Annotated in this window: 11 protein-coding genes; 9 read left to right on the top strand and 2 right to left on the bottom strand. The window is 71.1% G+C overall.

Features of this window, described 5'->3' with window-relative positions; all coding sequences use genetic code 11:
• The first annotated feature begins 272 nt into the window (after positions 1 to 272).
• The 9 genes from OHB56_RS30580 to OHB56_RS30620 all read left to right on the top strand — a co-directional run bounded on the left by OHB56_RS30580 (position 273) and on the right by OHB56_RS30620 (position 15,109).
• A complete protein-coding gene (locus OHB56_RS30580; RefSeq protein WP_406356744.1) occupies positions 273 to 5,756 on the top strand; it encodes a HAMP domain-containing protein in 5,484 nt (1,827 codons plus the stop codon).
• A 335-nt stretch (positions 5,757 to 6,091) separates the two neighbouring features.
• Entirely contained in the window at positions 6,092 to 6,769 is a 678-nt protein-coding gene (locus OHB56_RS30585) for a response regulator (protein ID WP_326755030.1), read from the top strand.
• 291 nt (positions 6,770 to 7,060) lie between these two features.
• A complete protein-coding gene (locus tag OHB56_RS30590) occupies positions 7,061 to 9,850 on the top strand; it encodes a DNA translocase FtsK (RefSeq protein ID WP_406356746.1) in 2,790 nt (929 codons plus the stop codon).
• Between the two features lie 251 nt (positions 9,851 to 10,101).
• Positions 10,102 to 10,959, top strand: coding sequence for a RodZ domain-containing protein (locus OHB56_RS30595; RefSeq protein ID WP_326755032.1), 858 nt, complete (start codon positions 10,102 to 10,104; stop codon positions 10,957 to 10,959).
• 102 nt (positions 10,960 to 11,061) lie between these two features.
• Complete coding sequence (gene rimO, locus OHB56_RS30600; RefSeq protein ID WP_326755033.1) at positions 11,062 to 12,537, top strand: 30S ribosomal protein S12 methylthiotransferase RimO; 1,476 nt, start codon at positions 11,062 to 11,064, stop codon at positions 12,535 to 12,537.
• The gene (pgsA, locus tag OHB56_RS30605) at positions 12,534 to 13,406 is read left to right on the top strand and encodes a CDP-diacylglycerol--glycerol-3-phosphate 3-phosphatidyltransferase (RefSeq protein WP_326755034.1); all 873 of its coding nucleotides are present in this window, start codon (positions 12,534 to 12,536) and stop codon (positions 13,404 to 13,406) included. Before rimO ends, pgsA begins: the two co-directional genes overlap by 4 nt.
• The gene (locus OHB56_RS30610) at positions 13,403 to 13,948 is read left to right on the top strand and encodes a nicotinamide-nucleotide amidohydrolase family protein (RefSeq protein WP_326755035.1); all 546 of its coding nucleotides are present in this window, start codon (positions 13,403 to 13,405) and stop codon (positions 13,946 to 13,948) included. The genes pgsA and OHB56_RS30610 overlap by 4 nt, the downstream gene beginning before the upstream one ends.
• 109 nt (positions 13,949 to 14,057) lie before the next feature.
• A complete protein-coding gene (locus OHB56_RS30615; RefSeq protein WP_055570607.1) occupies positions 14,058 to 14,438 on the top strand; it encodes a helix-turn-helix domain-containing protein in 381 nt (126 codons plus the stop codon).
• A 200-nt stretch (positions 14,439 to 14,638) separates the two neighbouring features.
• Entirely contained in the window at positions 14,639 to 15,109 is a 471-nt protein-coding gene (locus tag OHB56_RS30620) for a Dps family protein (RefSeq protein WP_381364978.1), read from the top strand.
• 963 nt (positions 15,110 to 16,072) lie between these two features.
• Here OHB56_RS30620 and OHB56_RS30625 read toward each other — a convergent pair.
• Complete coding sequence (locus OHB56_RS30625; RefSeq protein ID WP_326755038.1) at positions 16,073 to 16,879, bottom strand: DNA-formamidopyrimidine glycosylase family protein; 807 nt, start codon at positions 16,877 to 16,879, stop codon at positions 16,073 to 16,075.
• Between the two features lie 102 nt (positions 16,880 to 16,981).
• Positions 16,982 to 21,952 (bottom strand): ATP-dependent helicase, encoded by a 4,971-nt coding sequence (locus tag OHB56_RS30630; protein WP_406356751.1) that lies wholly within the window; start codon positions 21,950 to 21,952, stop codon positions 16,982 to 16,984.
• Positions 21,953 to 22,023: the final 71 nt, after the last annotated feature.

Genomic DNA, 22,023 nt, shown 5'->3' on the forward strand with positions numbered 1-22,023 from the left:
CGGACGGTGTGCGAAGCTGCCGAACTGTTATGGCCTGGTTCGGCGAGGGTGAAACACTGGGCGGGCCGGTTGTTGCGAAGGCCGGACAGGGCGGGTGTCCTCCGGGCCGGGAGGCGGTCCGGGTAGAGCCCTGACAGGCAGGGCAGGTATCGCAGTAGTACACGCATATGCACGAGTAAGCAGAACAGGCAGAAGCAGTCAGCAGTCACAGGTACGCCGTGCGGTGGTACCCGAGGACAGCAGTAACGGTCGACCCCTGCGGGAGGGACACAGTGGAGTCTGGCGCAGCGACGCGGGGCACGAACACGCGCGCGAAAGGCGGACAGTCCCCTGGTGAGCAGGGCAGGTCCCGGGGCGGGACCACCATGGTGGACACCGTGGCCCTGAACCGCCTGATGGTCGCCCTGGTGGCGATGCGGGACGGGAATTTCCGCAAGCGGCTCACGGTGTCCGGCGACGGCGTGATGGCGGAGATCGCGGCGGTTTTCAACGAGGTGGCCGACCGCAATCTCCATCTGACGGGTGAGCTGGCGCGGGTGCGGCGCACGGTGGGGCGCGAGGGGAAACTCACCGAGCGCCTGGAGACGGGGGCCTGCGAGGGCTCCTGGTCCACCGCGATCGACAACTCGAACGCGCTGGTGGACGATCTGGTGCGGCCCGTCTCCGAGGTCAGCCGGGTGCTGTCGGCGGTGGCCGACGGTGATCTGTCACCGCGGATGGAGCTGCGGGCGCAGCTGGGCGACGGGCAGGGACAGCCGCTGCGCGGCGAGTTCCTGAAGGTCGGGCGTACCGTCAACAATCTGGTCGACCAGTTGTCGACCTTCACCGACGAGGTCACGCGGGTGGCCAGCGAGGTCGGTACCGAGGGCAAGCTGGGCGGCCAGGCCCGGGTGCGGGGCATGTCCGGTTCGTGGAAGGACCTCACGGACTCGGTCAACACCATGGCGGAGCGGCTGACGGCGCAGGTGCGCGACATCGCGCTGGTGACGACGGCGGTCGCCCGGGGCGATCTGTCCCGCAAGGTCACCGTGCACGTCGAAGGCGAGATGCTGGAGCTGAAGAACACCGTCAACACGATGGTGGACCAGCTCTCGGCGTTCTCCTCCGAGGTGACCCGCGTCGCGCGCGAGGTGGGCACCGAGGGTGCGCTGGGCGGGCAGGCGCAGGTGTCCGGGGTGGACGGCGTGTGGAAGGAGCTCACCGACTCCGTCAACACCATGGCCGGGAACCTGACGGCGCAGGTGCGCGAGATCGCGGAGGTGACGACCGCGGTCGCCAACGGCGACCTGTCGCGGAAGGTGACCGTTCCGGCCCGTGGCGAGGTCGCGCAGCTGGCCGAGACGATCAATCAGATGACCGAGACGCTGAAGATCTTCGCGGACGAGGTCACCCGGGTCGCCAACGAGGTCGGGGCCGAGGGGCAGCTGGGCGGCCAGGCGAACGTGCCCGGTGCCGCCGGTACCTGGAAGGACCTGACGGACTCCGTCAACACGGTGTTCCGGAACCTGACCACGCAGGTGCGGGACATCGCGGCGGTGACGACGGCGGTGGCCAACGGCGACCTGTCGCAGAAAGTCACCGTGGACGTGGCCGGCGAGATGCTGGAGCTGAAGAACACCGTCAACACGATGGTGGACCAGCTGTCCTCCTTCGGTGCCGAGGTCACGCGCGTGGCGCGCGAGATCGGTGTCGAGGGCGAGTTGGGCGGCCAGGCCCAGGTGCCGGGGGCGGCGGGGACCTGGAAGGACCTCACCGACTCCGTCAACACCGCGTTCCGCAACCTCACCGGTCAGGTGAGGAACATCGCCCAGGTGACGACGGCGGTGGCCAACGGCGACCTGTCGCAGAAGGTCACCGTGGACGTGTCCGGCGAGATGCTCCAGCTGAAGAACACCGTCAACACGATGGTGGACCAGCTGTCGTCGTTCGCCGACCAGGTCACGCGCATGGCCCGGGACGTGGGCACGGAAGGCCGGCTGGGTGGTCAGGCCAGGGTGGACGGCGTATCGGGCACCTGGAAGGAACTCACCGACTCCGTCAACTCGATGGCGTCCAATCTGACCGGCCAGGTGCGCAACATCGCCCAGGTGACGACGGCGGTGGCCCGGGGCGATCTGTCGCAGAAGATCGACGTCGACGCGCGCGGGGAGATCCTCGAGCTGAAGAACACCATCAACACGATGGTGGACCAGCTCTCGTCGTTCGCCGACCAGGTCACGCGGGTGGCCCGCGAGGTGGGTACCGAGGGCCGGCTCGGCGGCCAGGCCCAGGTGCCCGGTGTCGCCGGCGTGTGGCGCGATCTCACCGACTCGGTGAACGGCATGGCCGGCAACCTCACCGCGCAGGTGCGCAACATCGCCCAGGTGGCGACGGCGGTGGCCCGGGGCGACCTGTCGCAGAAGATCACCGTGGACGCGCGCGGGGAGATCCTCGAGCTCAAGAACACGCTGAACACGATGGTGGACCAGCTGTCGTCGTTCGCCGAGGAGGTCACGCGGGTGGCCCGCGAGGTGGGCACGGAGGGGATCCTCGGCGGTCAGGCCGAGGTGCAGGGCGTCTCCGGCACCTGGAAGGACCTCACCCAGTCGGTGAACGGCATGGCGAACAACCTGACCCTCCAGGTCCGCAACATCGCCGAGGTCACCACCGCGGTCGCCAAGGGCGATCTGTCGAAGAAGATCACCGTCGACGCCAAGGGCGAGATCCTCGAACTCGTCACCACCGTCAACACGATGGTGGACCAGCTCTCTTCGTTCGCCGAGCAGGTGACCCGGGTGGCCCGCGAGGTGGGCACCGAGGGCATCCTGGGCGGTCAGGCGCACGTGCCCGGGGTCACGGGCATCTGGAAGGACCTGAGCGACAACGTCAACCTGATGGCCAAGAACCTGACCACGCAGGTGCGCAACATCTCCCAGGTGTCCGCCGCGGTCGCCAACGGTGACCTGACGCGGGAGGTCACCATCGAGGCGCGCGGTGAGCTGGCGCAGTTCGCCGACACCATCAACATCATGGTGAAGACACTGAGGGCGTTCGCCGAGCAGGTCACCAAGGTGGCCCGCGAGGTGGGCACGGACGGCATCCTCGGTGGCCAGGCGCAGGTGCCGGGTGTGGCCGGTACGTGGAAGGACCTCACCGAGTCCGTGAACCGGATGGCGTCCAATCTGACCGGTCAGGTGCGCAACATCGCCATGGTGACCACGGCCATCGCCAAGGGCGACCTGACGAAGAAGATCGACATCGACGCGCGCGGGGAGATCCTCGAGCTGAAGACCACCATCAACACGATGGTGGACCAGCTCTCGTCGTTCGCCGAGGAGGTCACGCGGGTGGCCCGCGAGGTGGGCACGGAGGGGCAGCTCGGTGGGCAGGCGCGCGTGCGTGACGTCGACGGCACCTGGCGGGACCTGACCGAGTCCGTGAACGAGATGGCGGGGAACCTGACCCGCCAGGTGCGTGCCATCGCGCGCGTGGCGACCGCGGTGACCCGCGGCGACCTGAACCTGAAGATCGACGTGGACGCGTCCGGGGAGATCCAGGAACTCCAGGACTACATCAACAAGATGATCGCCAACCTGCGCGACACCACGATCGCCAACAAGGAGCAGGACTGGCTCAAGGGCAATCTGGCCCGCATCTCCGGGCTGATGCAGGGCCGCCGGGACCTGGAGGACGTGGCCTCGCTGATCATGAGCGAGCTGACGCCGGTGGTCTCCGCGCAGCACGGCGCGTTCTTCCTCTCGATGCCCCTGGTCGACGGGGAGGACGTGAGCGTCGCCGACGACGACCAGTACGAGCTGCGCATGCTCGGTTCGTACGGTTACTCGCTGGGCTCGATGCCGACGTCGTTCCGGCCCGGGGAGGGGCTCATCGGGACGGCCGCCATGGAGAAGCGCACCATCCTGGTGGAAAACGCGCCCAGTGGCTACCTGAAGATCTCCTCGGGGCTGGGGGAGGCGCCGCCCGCCCAGGTGATCGTGCTTCCGGTGCTGTTCGAGGGGACCGTGCTGGGCGTCATCGAACTGGCTTCCTTCACTCCGTTCACGCACATCCAGAAGGACTTCCTGAACCAGATCGCCGAGATGATCGCGACGAGCGTCAACACCATCTCGGTGAACACCAAGACGGAGCTGCTGCTGACTCAGTCGCAGGAGCTGACCGAACAACTCCGTGAGCGCTCGGCCGAGTTGGAGCAGCGGCAGAAGGCGCTGCAGGCGTCCAACGCCGAACTGGAGGAGAAGGCCGAACTGTTGGCGCGGCAGAACCGCGACATCGAGGTGAAGAACACCGAGATCGAGGAGGCGCGGCAGGTCCTGGAGGAGCGCGCCGAACAACTCGCGGTCTCCATGCGCTACAAGAGCGAGTTCCTGGCCAACATGTCGCACGAGCTGCGCACTCCGCTCAACTCGCTGCTGATCCTGGCCAAGCTGCTCGCCGACAACCCCGAGGGGAATCTCTCCCCGAAGCAGGTCGAGTTCGCCGAGACCATCCACGGCGCCGGATCCGACCTGCTGCAGCTGATCAACGACATCCTCGACCTGTCGAAGGTCGAGGCGGGCAAGATGGACGTCTCCCCGACGCGCATCGCGCTCGTCCAGCTCGTGGACTACGTGGAGGCCACCTTCCGTCCGCTGACCGCGGAGAAGGGCCTGGACCTGTCGGTGCGGGTCTCCCCGGAGCTGCAGGCCACGCTGCACACCGACGAGCAGCGGCTGCTGCAGGTGCTGCGCAACCTCCTCTCCAACGCGGTGAAGTTCACCGACTCCGGGTCCGTCGAGCTGGTCATCCGCCCGGCCCGCGACGATGTCCCGCAGGCCATCAGGGAGCAGCTGCTGGAGGCCGGTTCGCTGACCGACCCGGACGCCGACCTGATCGCGTTCTCGGTGTCCGACACGGGTATCGGGATCGCCGCCAGCAAGATGCGGGTGATCTTCGAGGCGTTCAAGCAGGCGGACGGCACGACCAGCCGCAAGTACGGAGGCACGGGACTCGGACTGTCCATTTCCAGGGAGATCGCCCAACTGCTCGGCGGTGAGATCCACGCGCAGAGCGAACCGGGCCGCGGCTCGACGTTCACGCTGTATCTCCCGCTGCACCCGAGCGAGTTGCCGCCGCACGGCTACCCGCAGTCCATGCCGGCCCTGGAGAGCGGCAGCACTTCCGCTTCGGCCGATTCCTCCGATGCGACGGTGGAGGCACCGGCCGAGGCGACGTCGTACCGGGAGACCCAGAACGGTCCGGCCGCTCTGTTCCGGCGGCGCCGCAGGCCCCTGCCCGAGCTGGAACAGCGGCCCGCGCCGCAGGAGCCGGAACAGTGGCTGGGCACGCCGGCCCCGGAGCGGGAGCGGGATGCGGCGCCCCGGTCGCAGCGCGGTATCCGGTTCGGCGGGCAGAAGGTGCTGATCGTCGACGACGACATCCGCAATGTGTTCGCGCTGACCAGCGTCCTCGAACAGCACGGGCTGTCCGTGCTGTACGCGGAGAACGGCCGCGAGGGCATCGAGGTGCTGGAGCAGCACGACGACGTGGCGGTCGTCCTGATGGACATCATGATGCCCGAGATGGACGGATACGCGACGACGACGGCGATCCGTCGGATGCCGCAGTTCGCGGGACTGCCGATCATCGCGCTCACCGCGAAGGCGATGAAGGGCGACCGGGAGAAGGCGATCGAGTCGGGAGCCTCCGACTACGTGACGAAGCCGGTCGACCCCGATCACCTGCTGTCGGTGATGCAGCAGTGGATGCGGGGGGTGTGACCGTGGTGCCCCGGAAGAGGGGGGCGTGAGGGTGGTGATCCGGGGCGTGCGATGGTGGAGGAGGGCTTCACCGTTCACGTGGAGCTGCTGACGCGGCGTGCGTGAAGCCGTGTAGAAGTACGGGATTCGGGGAACCTTCTGGTCCCGCTCCGCGTTTCTGCTATGTGCACAGTGACATCACGGTGACAGGGTGTGGCGACGGGCGGGGTGCGGCTACGATGACCGGCACAAGGACGGGCGGCGCAAGGGCGCCGTCCCCTGGGACGGCACCCGCCGGTGTCCACCCAGGACCTGCGGACAGGGGAGGCCCCAAGCCGGGGCGAGGAGGGCGGGCCATGGTCCAGAAGGCCAAGATCCTCCTGGTCGACGACCGGCCGGAGAATCTGCTGGCGCTGGAGGCGATCCTCTCGGCGCTCGATCAGACGCTGGTACGGGCATCGTCCGGGGAGGAAGCACTCAAGGCGCTGCTCACGGATGACTTCGCGGTCATTCTGCTGGATGTTCAGATGCCGGGCATGGACGGTTTCGAGACCGCGGCTCACATCAAGCGTCGCGAGCGGACGCGGGACATTCCGATCATCTTTCTCACCGCGATCAACCACGGCCCGCACCACACGTTCCGCGGGTACGCGGCGGGTGCGGTCGACTACATCTCCAAGCCCTTCGACCCGTGGGTGCTGCGTGCGAAGGTCTCGGTGTTCGTCGAGCTGTACATGAAGAACTGCCAGCTGAGGGAGCAGGCGGCGCTGCTGCGGCTCCAGTTGGAGGGCGACGAGAAGGACGCGGGGGAGCAGAAGGAGTCCGCCGGCCTGCTCGCCGAACTCTCCGCGCGGCTCGCGGCCGTCGAGGAACAGGCCGAGGCCCTGTCCAAACAGCTCAACGACGAATCGACCGACGCGGCCGCGGTGGCCACGGCGGCCCATCTGGAGCGCAAGCTCACGGGATTGCGGCGCGCGCTGGACGCGCTGGAACCGGGCACGGGCGGCGCGTCCCCTCTGCCGTCGCAGAACTGACCGACGACGTACGGGCCTTGTGGTTCGTCAGGCACGAATCGTGGGCCGCAGGGCCTGTCCGGCGTCTCGTGCCGGAGCCCCGGGGGCCGGCACGGCCTCCCTCCTCCGCCGTGTGGTGGAACGCACCAGTCCCGGCTCGCCCCAGCCGGACAGGAACCGGCAGTCACCTCCGACTTGGTCCGCCGGACAGCCCCTCCCCGCGTCAGTTCGGCGCCTCCGTGGCAGCGACACGAACGGGTGAAGCGGCTGGCACGCGTGTCCACCGGCGTCTCCACCGGTAACCTCACCCCCATGGCCTCACGTCCCTCCGCAGCCAAGAAGCCACCCGCGAAGAAGGCGGCTGCTTCCGCGAAGGCCCCGGCGAAGAAGGCCGTTGCCAGGAAGCCGCCTCCCAAGAAGGCCCCGGCGAGGAAGCCGCCCGCCAAGAAGGCCGGGGCGAAGAGGCCCGCCCCCAAACCGGCTCCCAGCCCGACCGGCGGCGTCTACCGGCTCGTGCGCGCCGTGTGGCTGGGGCTGGCGCACGCCGTCGGAGCGGTCTTCCGGGGCATAGGGCAGGGCGCCAGGAACCTCGACCCCGCCCACCGCAAGGACGGCCTCGCGCTGCTCCTGCTCGGCATCGGACTCATCGTCGCCGCGGGCACCTGGGCCGACCTCGAGGGTCCCGTCGGTGACCTCGTGGAGATCCTGGCCACCGGCGCGTTCGGCCGGCTCGACCTGCTGGTGCCGATCCTGGTCGCGGTCGTCGCGGTGCGCCTCATCCGGCACCCGGAGAAGCCGGAGGCCAACGGCCGCATCGTGATCGGTCTGTCCGCGCTCCTCATCGGTGTGCTCGGCCAGATCCACATCGCCTGCGGCTCGCCCGCCCGCGGCGACGGCATGCACGCCATAAGGGACGCCGGAGGGCTCATCGGCTGGGGCGCGGCCACGCCACTGTCGTACACCATGACCGATGTGCTCGCCGTGCCCCTGCTGGTGCTGCTCACCGTCTTCGGACTGCTGGTCGTCACCGCCACTCCGGTCACCGCCATTCCGCAGCGGCTGCGGCTGCTCGGCACCAAGCTGGGACTCGTCCACGACCTCGAGCCGGAGGAGTTCGGCGAGGACGACGAGCGCTACGACGAGCAGTGGCGCGAGGCGCTGCCCGCGAGCCGCCGAGGGCGCGGACGTGAGCCTGTGGAGTACGACCCCGACCTCGCGGAGCGGGAGGCGCTGTCACGGCGCCGGGGCCGGCCGCGCAGGTCCGCGGTGCCCCAGCCCGACACGAACCGGCCGATGGACGCCGTGGACGTGGCCGCCGCGGCCGCCGCCTCCCTCGACGGCGCCGTCCTGCACGGGATGCCGCCCTCGCCGATCGTCGCCGACCTGACCCAGGGCGTGCGCACGGGCGACCGCGAGCCGACCACCCCGACACCGGTGCCGGCCGCCCGCCCCCAGCAGGGCGAGCAGGACAGGCCGAGGCCGGGCGTCAGGCAGAACGCGCCGAAGCGGGGCGGGCAGGACAAAAAGGACCGGCAACGGGCGGACTCCGGCGTCCTGGACCTCACCAAGACCCCGGCCGAGCCCCGCGACCTTCCCCCGCGCGCGGAGCAGCTCCGGTTGTCCGGTGACATCACCTACTCCCTGCCGGCCCTCGACCTCCTCACGCGCGGCGGCCCCGGCAAGTCGCGCAGCGCCGCCAACGACGCCGTCGTCGACTCGCTCACCACCGTCTTCACCGAGTTCAAGGTCGACGCCCGCGTCACCGGCTTCACGCGCGGGCCCACGGTCACCCGCTACGAGGTGGAACTCGGCCCGGCGGTGAAGGTCGAGCGGATCACCGCGCTGACGAAGAACATCGCGTACGCGGTCGCCAGCGCCGACGTACGCATCATCAGCCCCATCCCCGGCAAGTCCGCAGTCGGCATCGAGATCCCGAACACCGACCGGGAGATGGTCAACCTCGGTGACGTACTGCGGCTCGCGGAGTCCGCCGAGGACGACGACCCGATGCTGGTCGCCTTCGGAAAGGACGTCGAGGGCGGTTACGTCATGCACTCGCTGGCGAAGATGCCGCACATGCTGGTCGCCGGCGCCACCGGCTCCGGCAAGTCGTCCTGCATCAACTGCCTGATCACGTCGATCATGATGCGGGCGACGCCGGAGGACGTCCGGATGATCCTGGTCGACCCCAAGCGCGTGGAGCTCACCGCCTACGAGGGCATCCCGCACCTGATCACGCCGATCATCACCAACCCCAAGCGGGCCGCCGAGGCCCTCCAGTGGGTCGTCCGCGAGATGGACCTCCGCTACGACGATCTGGCCGCCTACGGGTACCGGCACATCGACGACTTCAACCGCGCGGTGCGCGAGGGCAAGGTCAAGCCGCCCGAGGGCAGCGAGCGGGAACTCCAGCCGTACCCGTACCTGTTGGTGATCGTCGACGAGCTGGCCGACCTGATGATGGTCGCCCCGCGGGACGTCGAGGACTCCATCGTGCGGATCACGCAGCTCGCGCGGGCGGCCGGTATCCACCTGGTGCTCGCCACGCAGCGGCCCTCGGTCGACGTCGTCACCGGTCTGATCAAGGCGAACGTGCCCTCCCGGCTCGCGTTCGCCACCTCCTCCCTCGCGGACTCGCGGGTCATCCTCGACCAGCCCGGCGCCGAGAAGCTGATCGGCAAGGGAGACGGCCTCTTCCTGCCGATGGGGGCGAACAAACCGACCCGTATGCAGGGCGCGTTCGTGACCGAGGAGGAGGTCGCCGTCGTCGTCCAGCACTGCAAGGACCAGATGACGCCCGTCTTCCGGGACGACGTCGTCGTCGGGACCAAGCAGAAGAAGGAGATCGACGAGGACATCGGCGACGACCTCGACCTGCTGTGCCAGGCGGCCGAACTGGTCGTCTCCACCCAGTTCGGGTCGACGTCCATGCTCCAGCGCAAGCTGCGCGTGGGCTTCGCGAAGGCGGGCCGGCTCATGGACCTCATGGAGTCCCGGAACATCGTCGGACCGAGTGAGGGTTCGAAGGCTCGTGACGTTCTTGTGAAGGCTGACGAGCTGGACGGCGTGCTCGCCGTGATCCGGGGGGAGTCTGAAGGGTAGGCAGGGGGACACGGTCGTCGCCTCGGCGCACCCAGGTGGCCGATCGTGACCCACCCGTAAGGGATCAGTGCGCAACCCTTTTCCCCGGTCGCACGTCAAGTTGAGGGAAACGGTAAGCAGTAGTGCCATCATCGGCATGTCGGGCCATTCCGATGGCGTACAAAGTCAGGCCGCCCGGTTGCCCCACCCTTTTGTCACCCCCCTAGACTGAACCTCCAGCACAGGTGGCTACACGCTCGAAAGGCGCCCCCGTGTCCATCGGCAACTCTCCTGAAGACGAGCGTCCGTTCGACGACGTATCCGACGTACCCGACGTGTCCGACGACGTCTCCGAGGGAGACCGTCCCTCCGTCGGACGTGCGCTGAAGCAGGCGCGCATCGCCGCCGGCCTCACCGTCGACGACGTCACCACAGCCACCCGGGTCCGCATCGCCATCGTGCACGCCATCGAGGCGGACAACTTCGAGCCCTGCGGCGGCGACGTCTACGCGCGAGGGCACATCCGAACCCTGGCCCGGGCCGTGCACCTCGACCCCGCCCCACTGATCACCCAGTACGACGCCGAACACGGAGGCCGTCCGGCCCCCACCCCGGCCGCCCCCCTGTTCGAGGCGGAACGCATCCGTCCCGAGCGGCGCGGGCCCAACTGGACCGCCGCCATGGTGGCCGCGATCGTCGTCGTCATCGGCTTCGTCGGGTTCACGATGGTCAACGGCGGCGACGGCGACAAGGCGAACGTCGCCGACGGCGACGCCACTGCGGGCGCCTCCGAATCCTCCACCCCCAAGTCCGAGAAGCCCGCCCCCGAGCCGGAGCCCTCTGACAGCGCCATCGCGGCCGCGCCGCAGGACAAGGTGATCGTCAAGGTGAGCGCCCCCGACGGGCGCAGCTGGATCTCCGCCAAGGACCACAGCGGCCGGCTGCTCTTCGACGGACTGCTCGCGCAGGGCGACTCCAAGACCTTCGAGGACAGCTCGAAGATCAACCTCGTGCTCGGTGACGCCGGCGCGATCGACCTCTTCGTCAACGGCAAGAAGATCGAGGACGACTGGCAGCCGGGCGCCGTGGAGCGCCTGACCTACACCAAGGGCGACCCGCAGGCCGGATAGCGGGACGGCTCCCCCCCAAAGAGTGCTTCGTCGACGGGGTCGGCCAGGATCGGTCAACCCCGTCGACGTGGGGCGTCAGCGGGACGAAGTAGTCTTGAGCCCATGCCTGATCGCCGCACCGTCGCACTCGTCACCCTTGGCTGCGCCCGTAACGAGGTGGACTCGGAGGAGCTCGCAGGCCGTTTGGAGGCGGACGGCTGGCAGCTCGTGGAGGATGCCGAAGACGCGGACGTCGCCGTCGTGAACACCTGCGGTTTCGTCGAAGCCGCCAAGAAGGACTCCGTCGACGCCCTCCTGGAGGCCAACGACCTCAAGGGCCACGGCAGAACACAGGCCGTAGTGGCGGTGGGCTGCATGGCCGAGCGGTACGGCAAGGAACTCGCCGAGGCGCTCCCCGAGGCCGACGGCGTGCTCGGCTTCGACGACTACACCGACATCTCGGACCGCCTCCAGACCATTCTGAACGGCGGCATCCACGCCTCCCACACCCCGCGTGACCGGCGCAAGCTCCTGCCGATCAGCCCCGCCGAGCGGCAGGAGTCCGCCGCGTCCGTCGCGCTCCCGGGGCACGCCCCGGTGGACCTGCCCGAGGGCCTCGCCCCGGCTTCCGGCCCCCGCGCGCCCCTGCGGCGGCGGCTGGAGGGCACCCCGGTCGCCTCCGTGAAGCTCGCTTCCGGGTGCGACCGGCGCTGCTCCTTCTGCGCCATCCCGTCCTTCCGCGGCTCCTTCATCTCGCGCCGCCCCAGCGACGTGCTGGGCGAGACGCGATGGCTGGCCGAGCAGGGCGTGAAGGAGGTCATGCTGGTCTCCGAGAACAACACCTCCTACGGCAAGGACCTCGGCGACATCCGCCTCCTGGAGACCCTGCTGCCCGAGCTCGCCGAGGTCGACGGCATCGAGCGGGTCCGCGTCAGCTACCTCCAGCCCGCCGAGATGCGCCCCGGCCTGATCGACGTGCTGACCTCCACGCCCGGGGTCGTCCCGTACTTCGACCTGTCCTTCCAGCACTCCGCGCCCGACGTGCTGCGCGCGATGCGCCGCTTCGGCGACACGGACCGCTTCCTGGAGCTCCTCGACACCATCCGGAGCAAGGCGCCCGAGGCCGGGGTGCGCTCCAACTTCATCGTCGGCTTCCCCGGCGAGTCCGAGTCCGACCTCGCCGAGCTCGAACGGTTCCTGACCCACGCGCGGCTGGACGCCATCGGTGTCTTCGGCTACTCCGACGAGGAGGGCACCGAAGCGGCGACGTACGAGCACAAGCTGGACGAGGACGTCGTGGCCGAGCGGCTCGCGCGGGTCTCCCGGATGGCCGAGGAACTCGTCTCGCAGCGTGCCGAGGAGCGGGTCGGCGAGACCGTGCACGTGCTGGTGGAGTCCGTCGACGAGGAGGAGGGTGTGTACGGCCGTGCGGCACACCAGGCTCCCGAGACCGACGGCCAGGTGCTGCTCACGAGCGGCACCGGTCTGCGTCCCGGCCGTATGGTCGAGGCGAAGGTCGTCGGCACGGAAGGTGTCGACCTGGTGGCCGAGCCGCTGTTCCAGGGTTCGCCCGCGCTGAGCGAGGAGGCGGGCAGATGACGGGTGTCCCGGCATCCGCGGCGGGAGGCCCCTCCGGCGCGAGGAGGGCGGCGGCGACTCCGGCCGGCCGTTCGCGGCCCGGCGGGACTCCGGGCGGTGAAGCCTCCCGGACCCGGACCCCGGCCTCCCCGGGCGCGACCGACAGCGCCGCGGGCGGCGTTCCGGAGGGGGTTCCCGGCAGCACGCCGCGCGGCGTTTCGCACGACGTTCCGAGCGGCGACGGCCGTGACGGCGACGGGCACCCGGCGCGGGGCAAGAAGATCGCGGCGGCGGCCGTCAACCAGGCCAGCGTCTGGAACATCGCCAACCTGCTCACCATGCTCCGGCTGGTCCTCGTTCCGGCCTTCGTCGCCCTGATGCTGGCCGACGGGGGATACGACCCGGCCTGGCGCTCGTTCGCCTGGGCCGCCTTCGCCGTCGCCATGATCACCGACCTGTTCGACGGTCATCTGGCGCGCACCTACAACCTGGTCACCGATTTCGGGAAGATCGCCGATCCCATCGCCGACAAGGCGATCATGGGAGCGGCGCTGATCTGTCTGTCCGTGCTGGAAGACCTCCCCTGGTGGGTCACCGGAGTCATTCTCGGCCGGGAACTCGGCATCACCCTCCTGCGTTTTCTGGTCATTCGCTACGGCGTGATTCCGGCGAGCCGCGGGGGCAAGCTCAAGACCCTCACCCAGGGCGTGGCCGTCGGCATGTACGTGCTGGCGCTGACGGGGTGGCTGGCGACTCTGCGGTTCTGGGTGATGGCGGCGGCTGTCGCGCTCACGGTCGTGACCGGGCTCGACTACGTGAGACAGGCCATTGTGCTGCGCCGACAGGGAATTGCGGAGAGGAAGGCCGCGTTGGAAGAGATGGAAGCGTGAGTTCTCCGGCCGCCGAAGTAGTGCGACTACTCACCGTGAGGGATATGACGTTGGCCGTCGCGGAATCGTTGACCGGCGGTCTGGTGGCCGCGGAGATCACCTCCGTCCCCGGGGCGTCCAAGGCATTCCGGGGTTCGGTCACGGCGTACGCCACCGAAATCAAGCATGAACTGCTCGGCGTCGACGCCACCCTGCTGGCGCGGAGCGGAGCGGTGGATCCGCAGGTCGCGGCGGAGATGGCGGCCGGTGTCCGCAAGGCGCTGGGCGCGGACTGGGGGATCGCGACCACGGGCGTCGCCGGCCCGGATCCCCAGGACGGACAATCCGTCGGGACCGTCTATGTGGCCGTGCACGGGCCGTCGGCGGCACTTTCGGGTTCCGCCGGTGGCGGAAAAGTGGAGCGCCTGCGGTTGAACGGCGACCGGGCGGAAATTCGTATGGAGAGTGTACGGAGCGTACTCGCACTGCTTCTTGAGGAGCTTGCGGGCGAACAGACCGGGAATGAGCGGGCACAGGATACGGAACGGAACGGGGGGTTTTGATGTATGCAGCCCAGAGTGAAAACAACATCGCTCCCCGCACGGCCGCAGCGCAAGGCGGTACGGTGGGGCGAGAAGGATCCGGATACACGGCCCGAGGAGGGAGCCACCGATGATTCTGCTCCGTCGCCTGCTGGGTGACGTGCTGCGTCGGCAGCGCCAGCGCCAGGGCCGTACTCTGCGCGAAGTCTCCTCGTCCGCCCGAGTCTCACTCGGCTATCTTTCCGAGGTGGAGCGGGGGCAGAAGGAGGCTTCCTCCGAACTGCTCTCCGCGATCTGCGACGCGCTGGACGTACGGATGTCCGAGCTCATGCGGGAAGTGAGCGACGAGCTCGCCCTCGCCGAGCTGGCCCGGTCGGCTGCAGCAACCCCCAGCGAACCCGTACCCGCGCCGGTCCGCCCGATGCTGGGTTCCGTCTCGGTGACCGGTGTGCCACCGGAACGGGTGACCATCAAGGCGCCCGCCGAAGCGGTGGACGTCGTCGCCGCCTGACGCGGCGCAACAGTGTGACAGGCCCCGGCCGGGGCTCTTCCGGGAGATCCGGAAGGGCGTCGCCGGGGTTTTCGCCTGCCCGCGTTCCGGGGCCGGACCGTCCCGTTCCCCGCGCTTGTGTGTGCATTTGCCGGTCCGAGGCGTGACCGCCATGGTTGAGGGAACGAGGGACCATGCGGGGATCAGCCACGGAGGTGCGGATGTACGTCGTGAAGAGCCCATTGTCCGACGAGAACCTGAAGACTGTGTCCGAGGCGCTCCAGGGAGCCCTCGTCGACCTGGTGGACCTCAGCCTGGTGGCCAAGCAGATCCACTGGAACGTGGTCGGGCAGCGCTTCCGTTCCGTCCACCTGCAGCTCGACGAGGTGGTGACCCTCGCGCGGACGCACACCGACACCGTGGCGGAGCGCGCGGCGGCATTGGGCGTCTCACCCGACGGGCGCGCCGCGACGGTGGCCGTCGGCAGCGGCATCGGGGTGACGCCCGAGGGCTGGGTCGACGACACGGCCGCGGTGAGCGCCATGGTGGACGCCCTGGGTGCGGTGATCGCGCGGATGCGCGAGCGGGTCGACGCGACCGGTGAGGCGGACCCGGTGAGCCAGGACCTCCTCATCGCGGTGACGGGAGATCTCGAGAAGCAGCACTGGATGTTCCAGGCCGAGAACGGGTGACGTGTTCCCGGGCACTGCCCTGAGCGGCAGCGAACCGGGCCGGGCGGGCGTGCGGCACGCCGGGGCCGTAGGAGCACAGAGGCGGCGATCGGCACGGGGTGTGGTGCGCCCGTATCCCGTCGGTACGCCCCGGTCACCCGGATGAGCGGCCTCATAACGTCCGGCCGGAGGGGGGAGGCCATGAGGGCGCGGCCGGTTCGCCGGGGTGCTCGGGGCGCTGTGCTGGGACTCGGACTCGGGATCCTGTGGTGGTGGGCCGCGGCGAGACTGCTGCTGGCCCCCGACGCCGGAGTGCTGGAGGCGGCGGTCGCGGCCGGCGGCTGGGGGCTGAGCCTGCTTCCGGTGCACTGCATGCCGAAGGAGCGCGCGAAAGGCGCCTTTGCGGACGGGCGGTGGCGGCGGGCCTGGAAAGCGGGCGCCGGTACCTCGGCGGCCGGTACCTCAACGGCGGTCACTTCGCCGGGGGCCGGCCCCACGGCGTCGCCACGTCCCCGTTCGGGTGGGGAACCCGGCCTGCGGTGAAGGCATCCCGCCCGAGGTCAGGTGCAAGGCGGTCCGTGCGACGTCCTCCGGCTCGCCGGCCCGCCCCAGGGGCGACGACAGCCGGCTCCTCCGGGTCGGCACAGTCAGGGGCGTGAAGCTCACGTCCGGCGTGCGGTCGAGGTCCTCGTCCCGGGTCTCGAGGACGGGCTGCCGCGCACGGCCCCTGGATCCCTGCGACCGCGGGCGGCACCTTTGGGCGGTGGCCGCCCGCCGCCGGGATACGGGCCGCCCTCTCGTGCCGGTCCTTTGGGTCGGGGTCCGTGCCGTGCGCGGTCGCCCCGTCTCGGCCGGTGGTAGCGCGCAGGCACGGCCGGTGCCGCCCTCGGCACCGGTGCCGAGGGCGGTGAGGGCGTAGGGCGCAAAGGCCAGGCGGGGACGTACGAGCAGACCTGACGGGCCACCGATCGGGGGCCCGCCGATTCAGGAGCCGGATACCGGGGCCGGGCCCCGCTGGCAGACGGGACACCAGTAGGTGGGGCGCTCCCGGGAGCCGTCGCCCTGGTCGGCCCGGCGGACCACGGTGCAGCAGCGCAGGCAGGGGCGAGCCGCGCGGCCGTAGACGAACAGGTTCTGGTCGCGGCGTCCCGTGGTGTTGCGGACGGGACGGTCGCGGTTGTACTCCAGCAGCTTCCTGGCGAGTCCGGGCAGCTGAGCGGCCCGTTCGGGGGAGAGTTCGCCGAGGGGGAGCCAGGGTGTGACGCCGAGCAGGAAGCAGAGCTCGCTCTTGTACACGTTGCCGATGCCGGCGAGGTTGCGCTGGTCGAGGAGGGCCTCGCCGAGCGGGAGGGCCGGGTCGCGGAGCAGGTTGGCCCTCGCCAGGGAGGAGTCCCAGTCAGGGCCGAGGAGGTCGGGGCCGAGGTGGCCGACCACGCGGTCCTCGTCGGTGGTGCGCAGGAGTTCGAGGACGGGCAGGCGGTAGCCGACGGCGGTGCGGTCGGCGTTGCCCAGGATCGCGCGGATCTGGTGGGCCGGACCGCCGCTCCAGCGCTGCCCGTTCGCGTACACACGCCAGGAGCCGTCCATCCGCAGGTGCGAGTGCAGGGTCAGGCCGTCCTCGACACGGGTGAGGAGGTGCTTGCCGCGCGGGGTGACGTCCAGGACGGCGCGGCCGGTGAGGTCCGCCGTGGCGAACCGGGGCACCCGGAGGTCGCTGCGGGTCAGTACCGTGCCCGCGAGGGCGCTGTGCAGCCGCTTCGCGGCCTGCCGGACGGTGTCTCCTTCGGGCATGGGTCAAGGGTGGCATGCCCTTGGGCGGGGACCGGGGGAGTGCGGCCGGGCGCTGTGGCCGGGACTGAGGCGGACCGGGGAGGGGGGAGGTCGGGGTGTGTGTCAGGCGCGGAGGCGCAGGCCTCTGGGGGTGGCGACGAAGCCCGTGGCCTCCAGGAGCGCCCCGAGCTTTGAGGTCAGGGCCGGGGCACCGTTGACCCGCTCCACGGTGACCGTGCCGAGGGAGCCCGCGCGGGCGGCAGCGGCCAGGGCCTCCGCCGCCACGGGAAGGCGGGGGTCGTCGGCGGGTTCGCCGTCCGGGTCCGCGGGCCATGCCAGCACCGTCTTGCCGCCGCGCTCCACATAGAGCGTCAGCTCACCGTCGACGAGGACCACCAGCGAACCCGCCTTGCGCCCCGGCTTGTGCCCGGCGCCTGTCGGCGGCTCGGGCCAGCCCAGGGCCGCCCCGTAAGCGTTCGCGGGGTCGGCGGCGGCCAGGACGACGGCCCGCGGGGCGCGGTCAGGGCCGGTGCGCCGGCCTGCGAAGGGGTCGTACGACGGGCGGACCTCCTGCTGCCGGGGCGCGGGAGCCTGCACGGCGAGGTCGCGCGGGGAGACGTAGTCGCCCGGCGACGGCCGTGGGTACGGTGCCCGGCCGGCGCCGTCCGGGCGGCGGGGGAATCCGTCGTGGCCGGGGGCGGGCTCGTGGGAGCCGTCGGAGGGCGGGGCGAAGCCGTGGAGGGCGAGGGGATCGGGGCCGCCGGGGAAGTCAGGGCCTGCGCCGAAGGGGCCGCCCTCGAACGGGTCGTCCGGGCCGGGCCCGGGGAAGGCGTCGCCCCGCTCGCGGGCGTTGGCCGCCGCGCGGAGGCGGTCCACCGCACCGTCCATGGCGAACTGGGCGGCCCCCAGGCCCTCCACCACGTAGCCGCGACGGGCCTGACCGGTCTCCTCGAAGGCCGACAGAACACGGTAGACCGCGGAGAAACCGCCCTCGACGCCCTCGGCGGCGACCGCGCCCCGGGTGACCACCCCGTGCCGGTCGAGCAGGGTCCGGGCCAGCGCGTGGGCGCGGACCGTGGGGTCGCTCTCCCGCTCCGGCAGCAGCGACCAGCGACCGGCGACCGTCGGCGGGCCGGTACGGGAGGCGCCGCGGGCGGCTGCGGTGAGTGAGCCGTAGCGTCCGCGCGGGACCTGGCGTTTCGCGCGGTGGGCGGTGGAGCCCGCGGTGCGGCCCGAGCCCAGCAGCGAGCGCAGGGGGGCGAGCGTGTCGTTGGTCAGCCGGCCGGACCATGCCAGGTCCCAGACGGCGTCGGCCAGGTGGGGGTCGGTGGCCTCGGGGTGGGTGGTGGCGCGGACCTGGTCGGCGATCTGGCGGAAGAACAGCCCGTAGCCGCCGGAGAGGGCGTCGAGGACCGACTGGTGCAGGGCGGTCGTCTCCAGGGGGTGCGGTGGCGGCAGCAGCAGCGGGGCCGCGTCCGCGAGGTGCAGGGAGACCCAGCCGTCCTTGCCCGGGAGGGAACCGGCACCGGCCCACACCACCTCGCCGGTGGCCGTGAGCTCGTCCAGCATCGCGGGGGAGTAGTGCGCGACCCGGGAGGGCAGGACCAGTTTCTCCAGGGCGGACGCGGGTACGGACGCACCCTGCAACTGCTCGATCGCGCGCACCAGACCATCGACGCCGCGCAGTGTGTGTCCCTTGCCGATGTGCTGCCACTGGGGGAGGAACTGGGCGAGCGCGGCCGGCGGCACCGGTTCCAGCTCGTGCCGCAGGGCGGCCAGGGAACGGCGGCGCAGCCGGCGCAGCACGGCCGCGTCGCACCACTCCTGGCCGATCCCGGCCGGGTGGAACTCGCCCTGGACGACCCCGCCCGCCGCCGAGAGCCGCTGCAGGGCGCCCTCGGTGACCGCCACGCCCAGCCCGAAGCGGGCCGCGGCCGCGGCCGACGTGAACGGGCCGTGCGTGCGCGCGTACCGTGCGAGCAGGTCGCCGAGCGGGTCCTTGACCGGTTCGGTGAACGCCTCCGGTACACCGACCGGCAGCGCCGTGCCCAGCGCGTCGCGCAGCCGGCCGGAGTCCTCGATCGCCGCCCAGTGCTCCGTGCCGGCGACGCGGACCCGGATCGCGCGGCGTGCCGACGCCAGGTCCGCCGCCCACTGCGGCTCGGCGCCCCGCTCCGCCAGCTCGGCCCCGGTGAGCGGGCCGAGCACGCGCAGCAGGTCGGCCACCCCCTCCGCGCCCTTGACCCGTCGGTCCTCGGTGAGCCACTGCAGCTCACGCTCCAGCTCGGTCAGCACCTCGGCGTCGAGCAGCTCGCGCAGCTCCGCCTGGCCGAGCAGCTCGGCCAGCAGCCTCGAGTCCAGCGACAGGGCCGCCGCGCGGCGCTCGGCGAGCGGGGAGTCGCCCTCGTACAGGAACTGGGCGACGTAGCCGAACAGCAGAGAGCGGGCGAAGGGGGACGGCTCGGGAGTGGTGACCTCGACGAGCCGCACCTTGCGGGACTCCAGGTCGCCCATCAGCTCGACGAGCCCGGGGACGTCGAAGACGTCCTGGAGACATTCGCGGACCGCCTCCAGGACGATCGGGAACGAGCCGAACTCGCCCGCCACCTGGAGCAGTTGGGACGCACGCCGGCGCTGCTGCCACAACGGGGTGCGCTTACCGGGGTTGCGGCGCGGAAGCAGCAGCGCGCGGGCGGCGCACTCGCGGAAGCGGGACGCGAACAGCGCCGAGCCGCCCACCTGGTCGGTGACGACCTGGTCGACCTCCCCCTTGTCGAAGACGACGTCCGCGGCGCCCAGCGGTGCCTGGTCCGCGTCGTACTCGGTGCCCGTCCGCACCGGCTCCTGGTCGAGCAGGTCCAGGCCCATCAGGTCGGCGTCCGGCAGGCGCAGCACGATGCCGTCGTCGGCGTGCATCACCTGGGCGTCCATGCCGTACCGCTCGGAGAGACGGGCGCCGAGCGCGAGCGCCCACGGGGCGTGCACCTGGGCGCCGAACGGGGAGTGCACGACGACCCGCCAGTCGCCGAGCTCGTCACGGAAGCGCTCCACGACGACGGTGCGGTCGTCCGGGACATGGCCGCAGGCCTGGCGCTGCTCGTCGAGGTAGGCCAGCACATTGTCCGCGGCCCAGGCGTCGAGCCCGGCGGCGAGGAGCCGCCCACGCGCCTCCTCCCGGGACAGCGAGCCGACCTCGCGCAGGAAGGCGCCCACCGCGCGGCCCAGCTCCAGCGGGCGGCCCAGCTGGTCCCCCTTCCAGAACGGGAGCCGGCCCGGCACACCCGGGGCCGGGGAGACCAGCACCCGGTCGCGCGTGATGTCCTCGATGCGCCAGGAACTGGTGCCGAGGGTGAACACATCGCCGACGCGGGACTCGTAGACCATCTCCTCGTCGAGCTCGCCGACCCGTCCGCCGCCCTTCTTGGGGTCGGAGCCCGCGAGGAACACTCCGAACAGGCCCCGGTCGGGGATGGTGCCCCCGGAGGTGACGGCGAGCCGCTGCGCCCCCGGGCGGCCGGTGATCTCCCCCGTGACCCGGTCCCACACCACGCGCGGGCGCAGTTCCGCGAACGCGTCGGAGGGGTAGCGTCCGGCGAGCATGTCCAGTACGGCCGTGAAGGCCGACTCGGGCAGTGAGGCGAAGGGCGCGGCCCGGCGGACCGTCGCCAGTAGGTCGTCGAACCGCCAGGTGTCCATGGCCGTCATGGCGACGATCTGCTGGGCCAGGACGTCCAGCGGGTTCGCGGGAACGCGCAGCGACTCGATGGAGCCCGTCCGCATCCGCTCGGTGACCACGGCGGCCTGGACGAGGTCGCCCCGGTACTTCGGGAACACCACGCCCGTGGAGACCGCGCCCACCTGATGGCCCGCGCGGCCGACCCGCTGGAGCCCCGAGGCCACCGACGGCGGCGACTCCACCTGGACCACCAGGTCGACCGCACCCATGTCGATGCCCAGCTCAAGGCTGGAGGTGGCCACCACCGCGGGCAGCCGGCCCGCCTTGAGGTCCTCCTCGACCTGGGCGCGCTGCTCCTTGGACACCGAGCCGTGGTGCGCGCGGGCGATGACGGCGGGTGCGCCCTGGGCGGCTCCGGACCCGCCCATCAGCTCGGCGGGGGAGTGGTGCTCGTCCAGGGTCTCGCCGGTGGCCCGCTCGTAGGCGATCTCGTTGAGCCGGTTGCACAGGCGTTCCGCGAGGCGGCGGGAGTTCGCGAACACGATCGTCGAACGGTGGGACTGGACCAGGTCGGCGATCCGTTCCTCGACGTGCGGCCAGATCGAGGGGCGCTCCGCTCCCGAGCCGTCCGCCCCCTGCGAGCCGTCCGCCACCGGGGAGCCGCCCAGCTCGCCCAGGTCCTCGACCGGGACCACGACGGACAGGTCGAACTCCTTGTCCGCATCCGGCTGGACGATCTCCACCTTGCCGCGAGGGGACAGGAAACGGGCGATCTCGTCGACCGGACGGACCGTCGCCGACAGGCCGATACGGCGGGCCGGCCGGGGCAGCAGCTCGTCCAGCCGCTCCAGGGACAGCCCCAGATGCGCCCCGCGCTTGGTACCGGCGACCGCGTGCACCTCGTCCAGGATCACCGTCTCGATGCCCGTCAGCGCGTCGCGCGCGGCCGACGTCAGCATCAGGAACAGGGACTCCGGGGTGGTGATCAGGATGTCCGGCGGGCGGGTGGACAGGGCCCGGCGCTCGGCGGGCGGGGTGTCGCCGGAGCGGATCCCGACCTTCACCTCGGGCTCGGGCAGCCCCAGGCGCACGGACTCCTGGCGGATGCCGGTCAGCGGGCTGCGCAGATTGCGCTCGACATCGACGGCCAGGGCCTTGAGCGGGGAGACGTACAGGACGCGGCAGCGCTTGTGGTGGTCCGCGGGCGGGGGCGTGGCGGCGAGCTGGTCCAGGGCCGCGAGGAAGGCGGCCAGTGTCTTGCCGGAGCCGGTGGGGGCGACCACCAGCACGTCCGAACCCTGCTGGAGGGCACGCCACGCGCCCGCCTGGGCCGCGGTGGGCGCGGAGAACGCCCCCGCGAACCAGCCGCGGGTCGCGGCGGAGAAGCCGTCCAGGGCAGGGTGCGGAGTGCTGACCATGCGTCCATCGTGCACCCGGGCACTGACAACGGGGCTGAACCGGGCGGGTGGCCGGGACCGGGCGGGTCGCG

Source organism: Streptomyces sp. NBC_01635 (assembly GCF_045209715.1).
Lineage (GTDB): Bacteria > Actinomycetota > Actinomycetes > Streptomycetales > Streptomycetaceae > Streptomyces > Streptomyces hirsutus.

Excerpts from the sequence above, each read along its gene's own strand:
- OHB56_RS30630 (WP_406356751.1), bottom strand. The coding sequence starts at position 21,952 with ATGGTCAGCACTCCGCACCCTGCCCTGGACGGCTTCTCCGCCGCGACC.
- rimO (WP_326755033.1), top strand. The coding sequence starts at position 11,062 with ATGCCTGATCGCCGCACCGTCGCACTCGTCACCCTTGGCTGCGCCCGT.
- OHB56_RS30615 (WP_055570607.1), top strand. The coding sequence starts at position 14,058 with ATGATTCTGCTCCGTCGCCTGCTGGGTGACGTGCTGCGTCGGCAGCGC.
- OHB56_RS30625 (WP_326755038.1), bottom strand. The coding sequence starts at position 16,879 with ATGCCCGAAGGAGACACCGTCCGGCAGGCCGCGAAGCGGCTGCACAGC.
- OHB56_RS30620 (WP_381364978.1), top strand. The coding sequence starts at position 14,639 with ATGTACGTCGTGAAGAGCCCATTGTCCGACGAGAACCTGAAGACTGTG.
- OHB56_RS30585 (WP_326755030.1), top strand. The coding sequence starts at position 6,092 with ATGGTCCAGAAGGCCAAGATCCTCCTGGTCGACGACCGGCCGGAGAAT.
- OHB56_RS30590 (WP_406356746.1), top strand. The coding sequence starts at position 7,061 with ATGGCCTCACGTCCCTCCGCAGCCAAGAAGCCACCCGCGAAGAAGGCG.
- pgsA (WP_326755034.1), top strand. The coding sequence starts at position 12,534 with ATGACGGGTGTCCCGGCATCCGCGGCGGGAGGCCCCTCCGGCGCGAGG.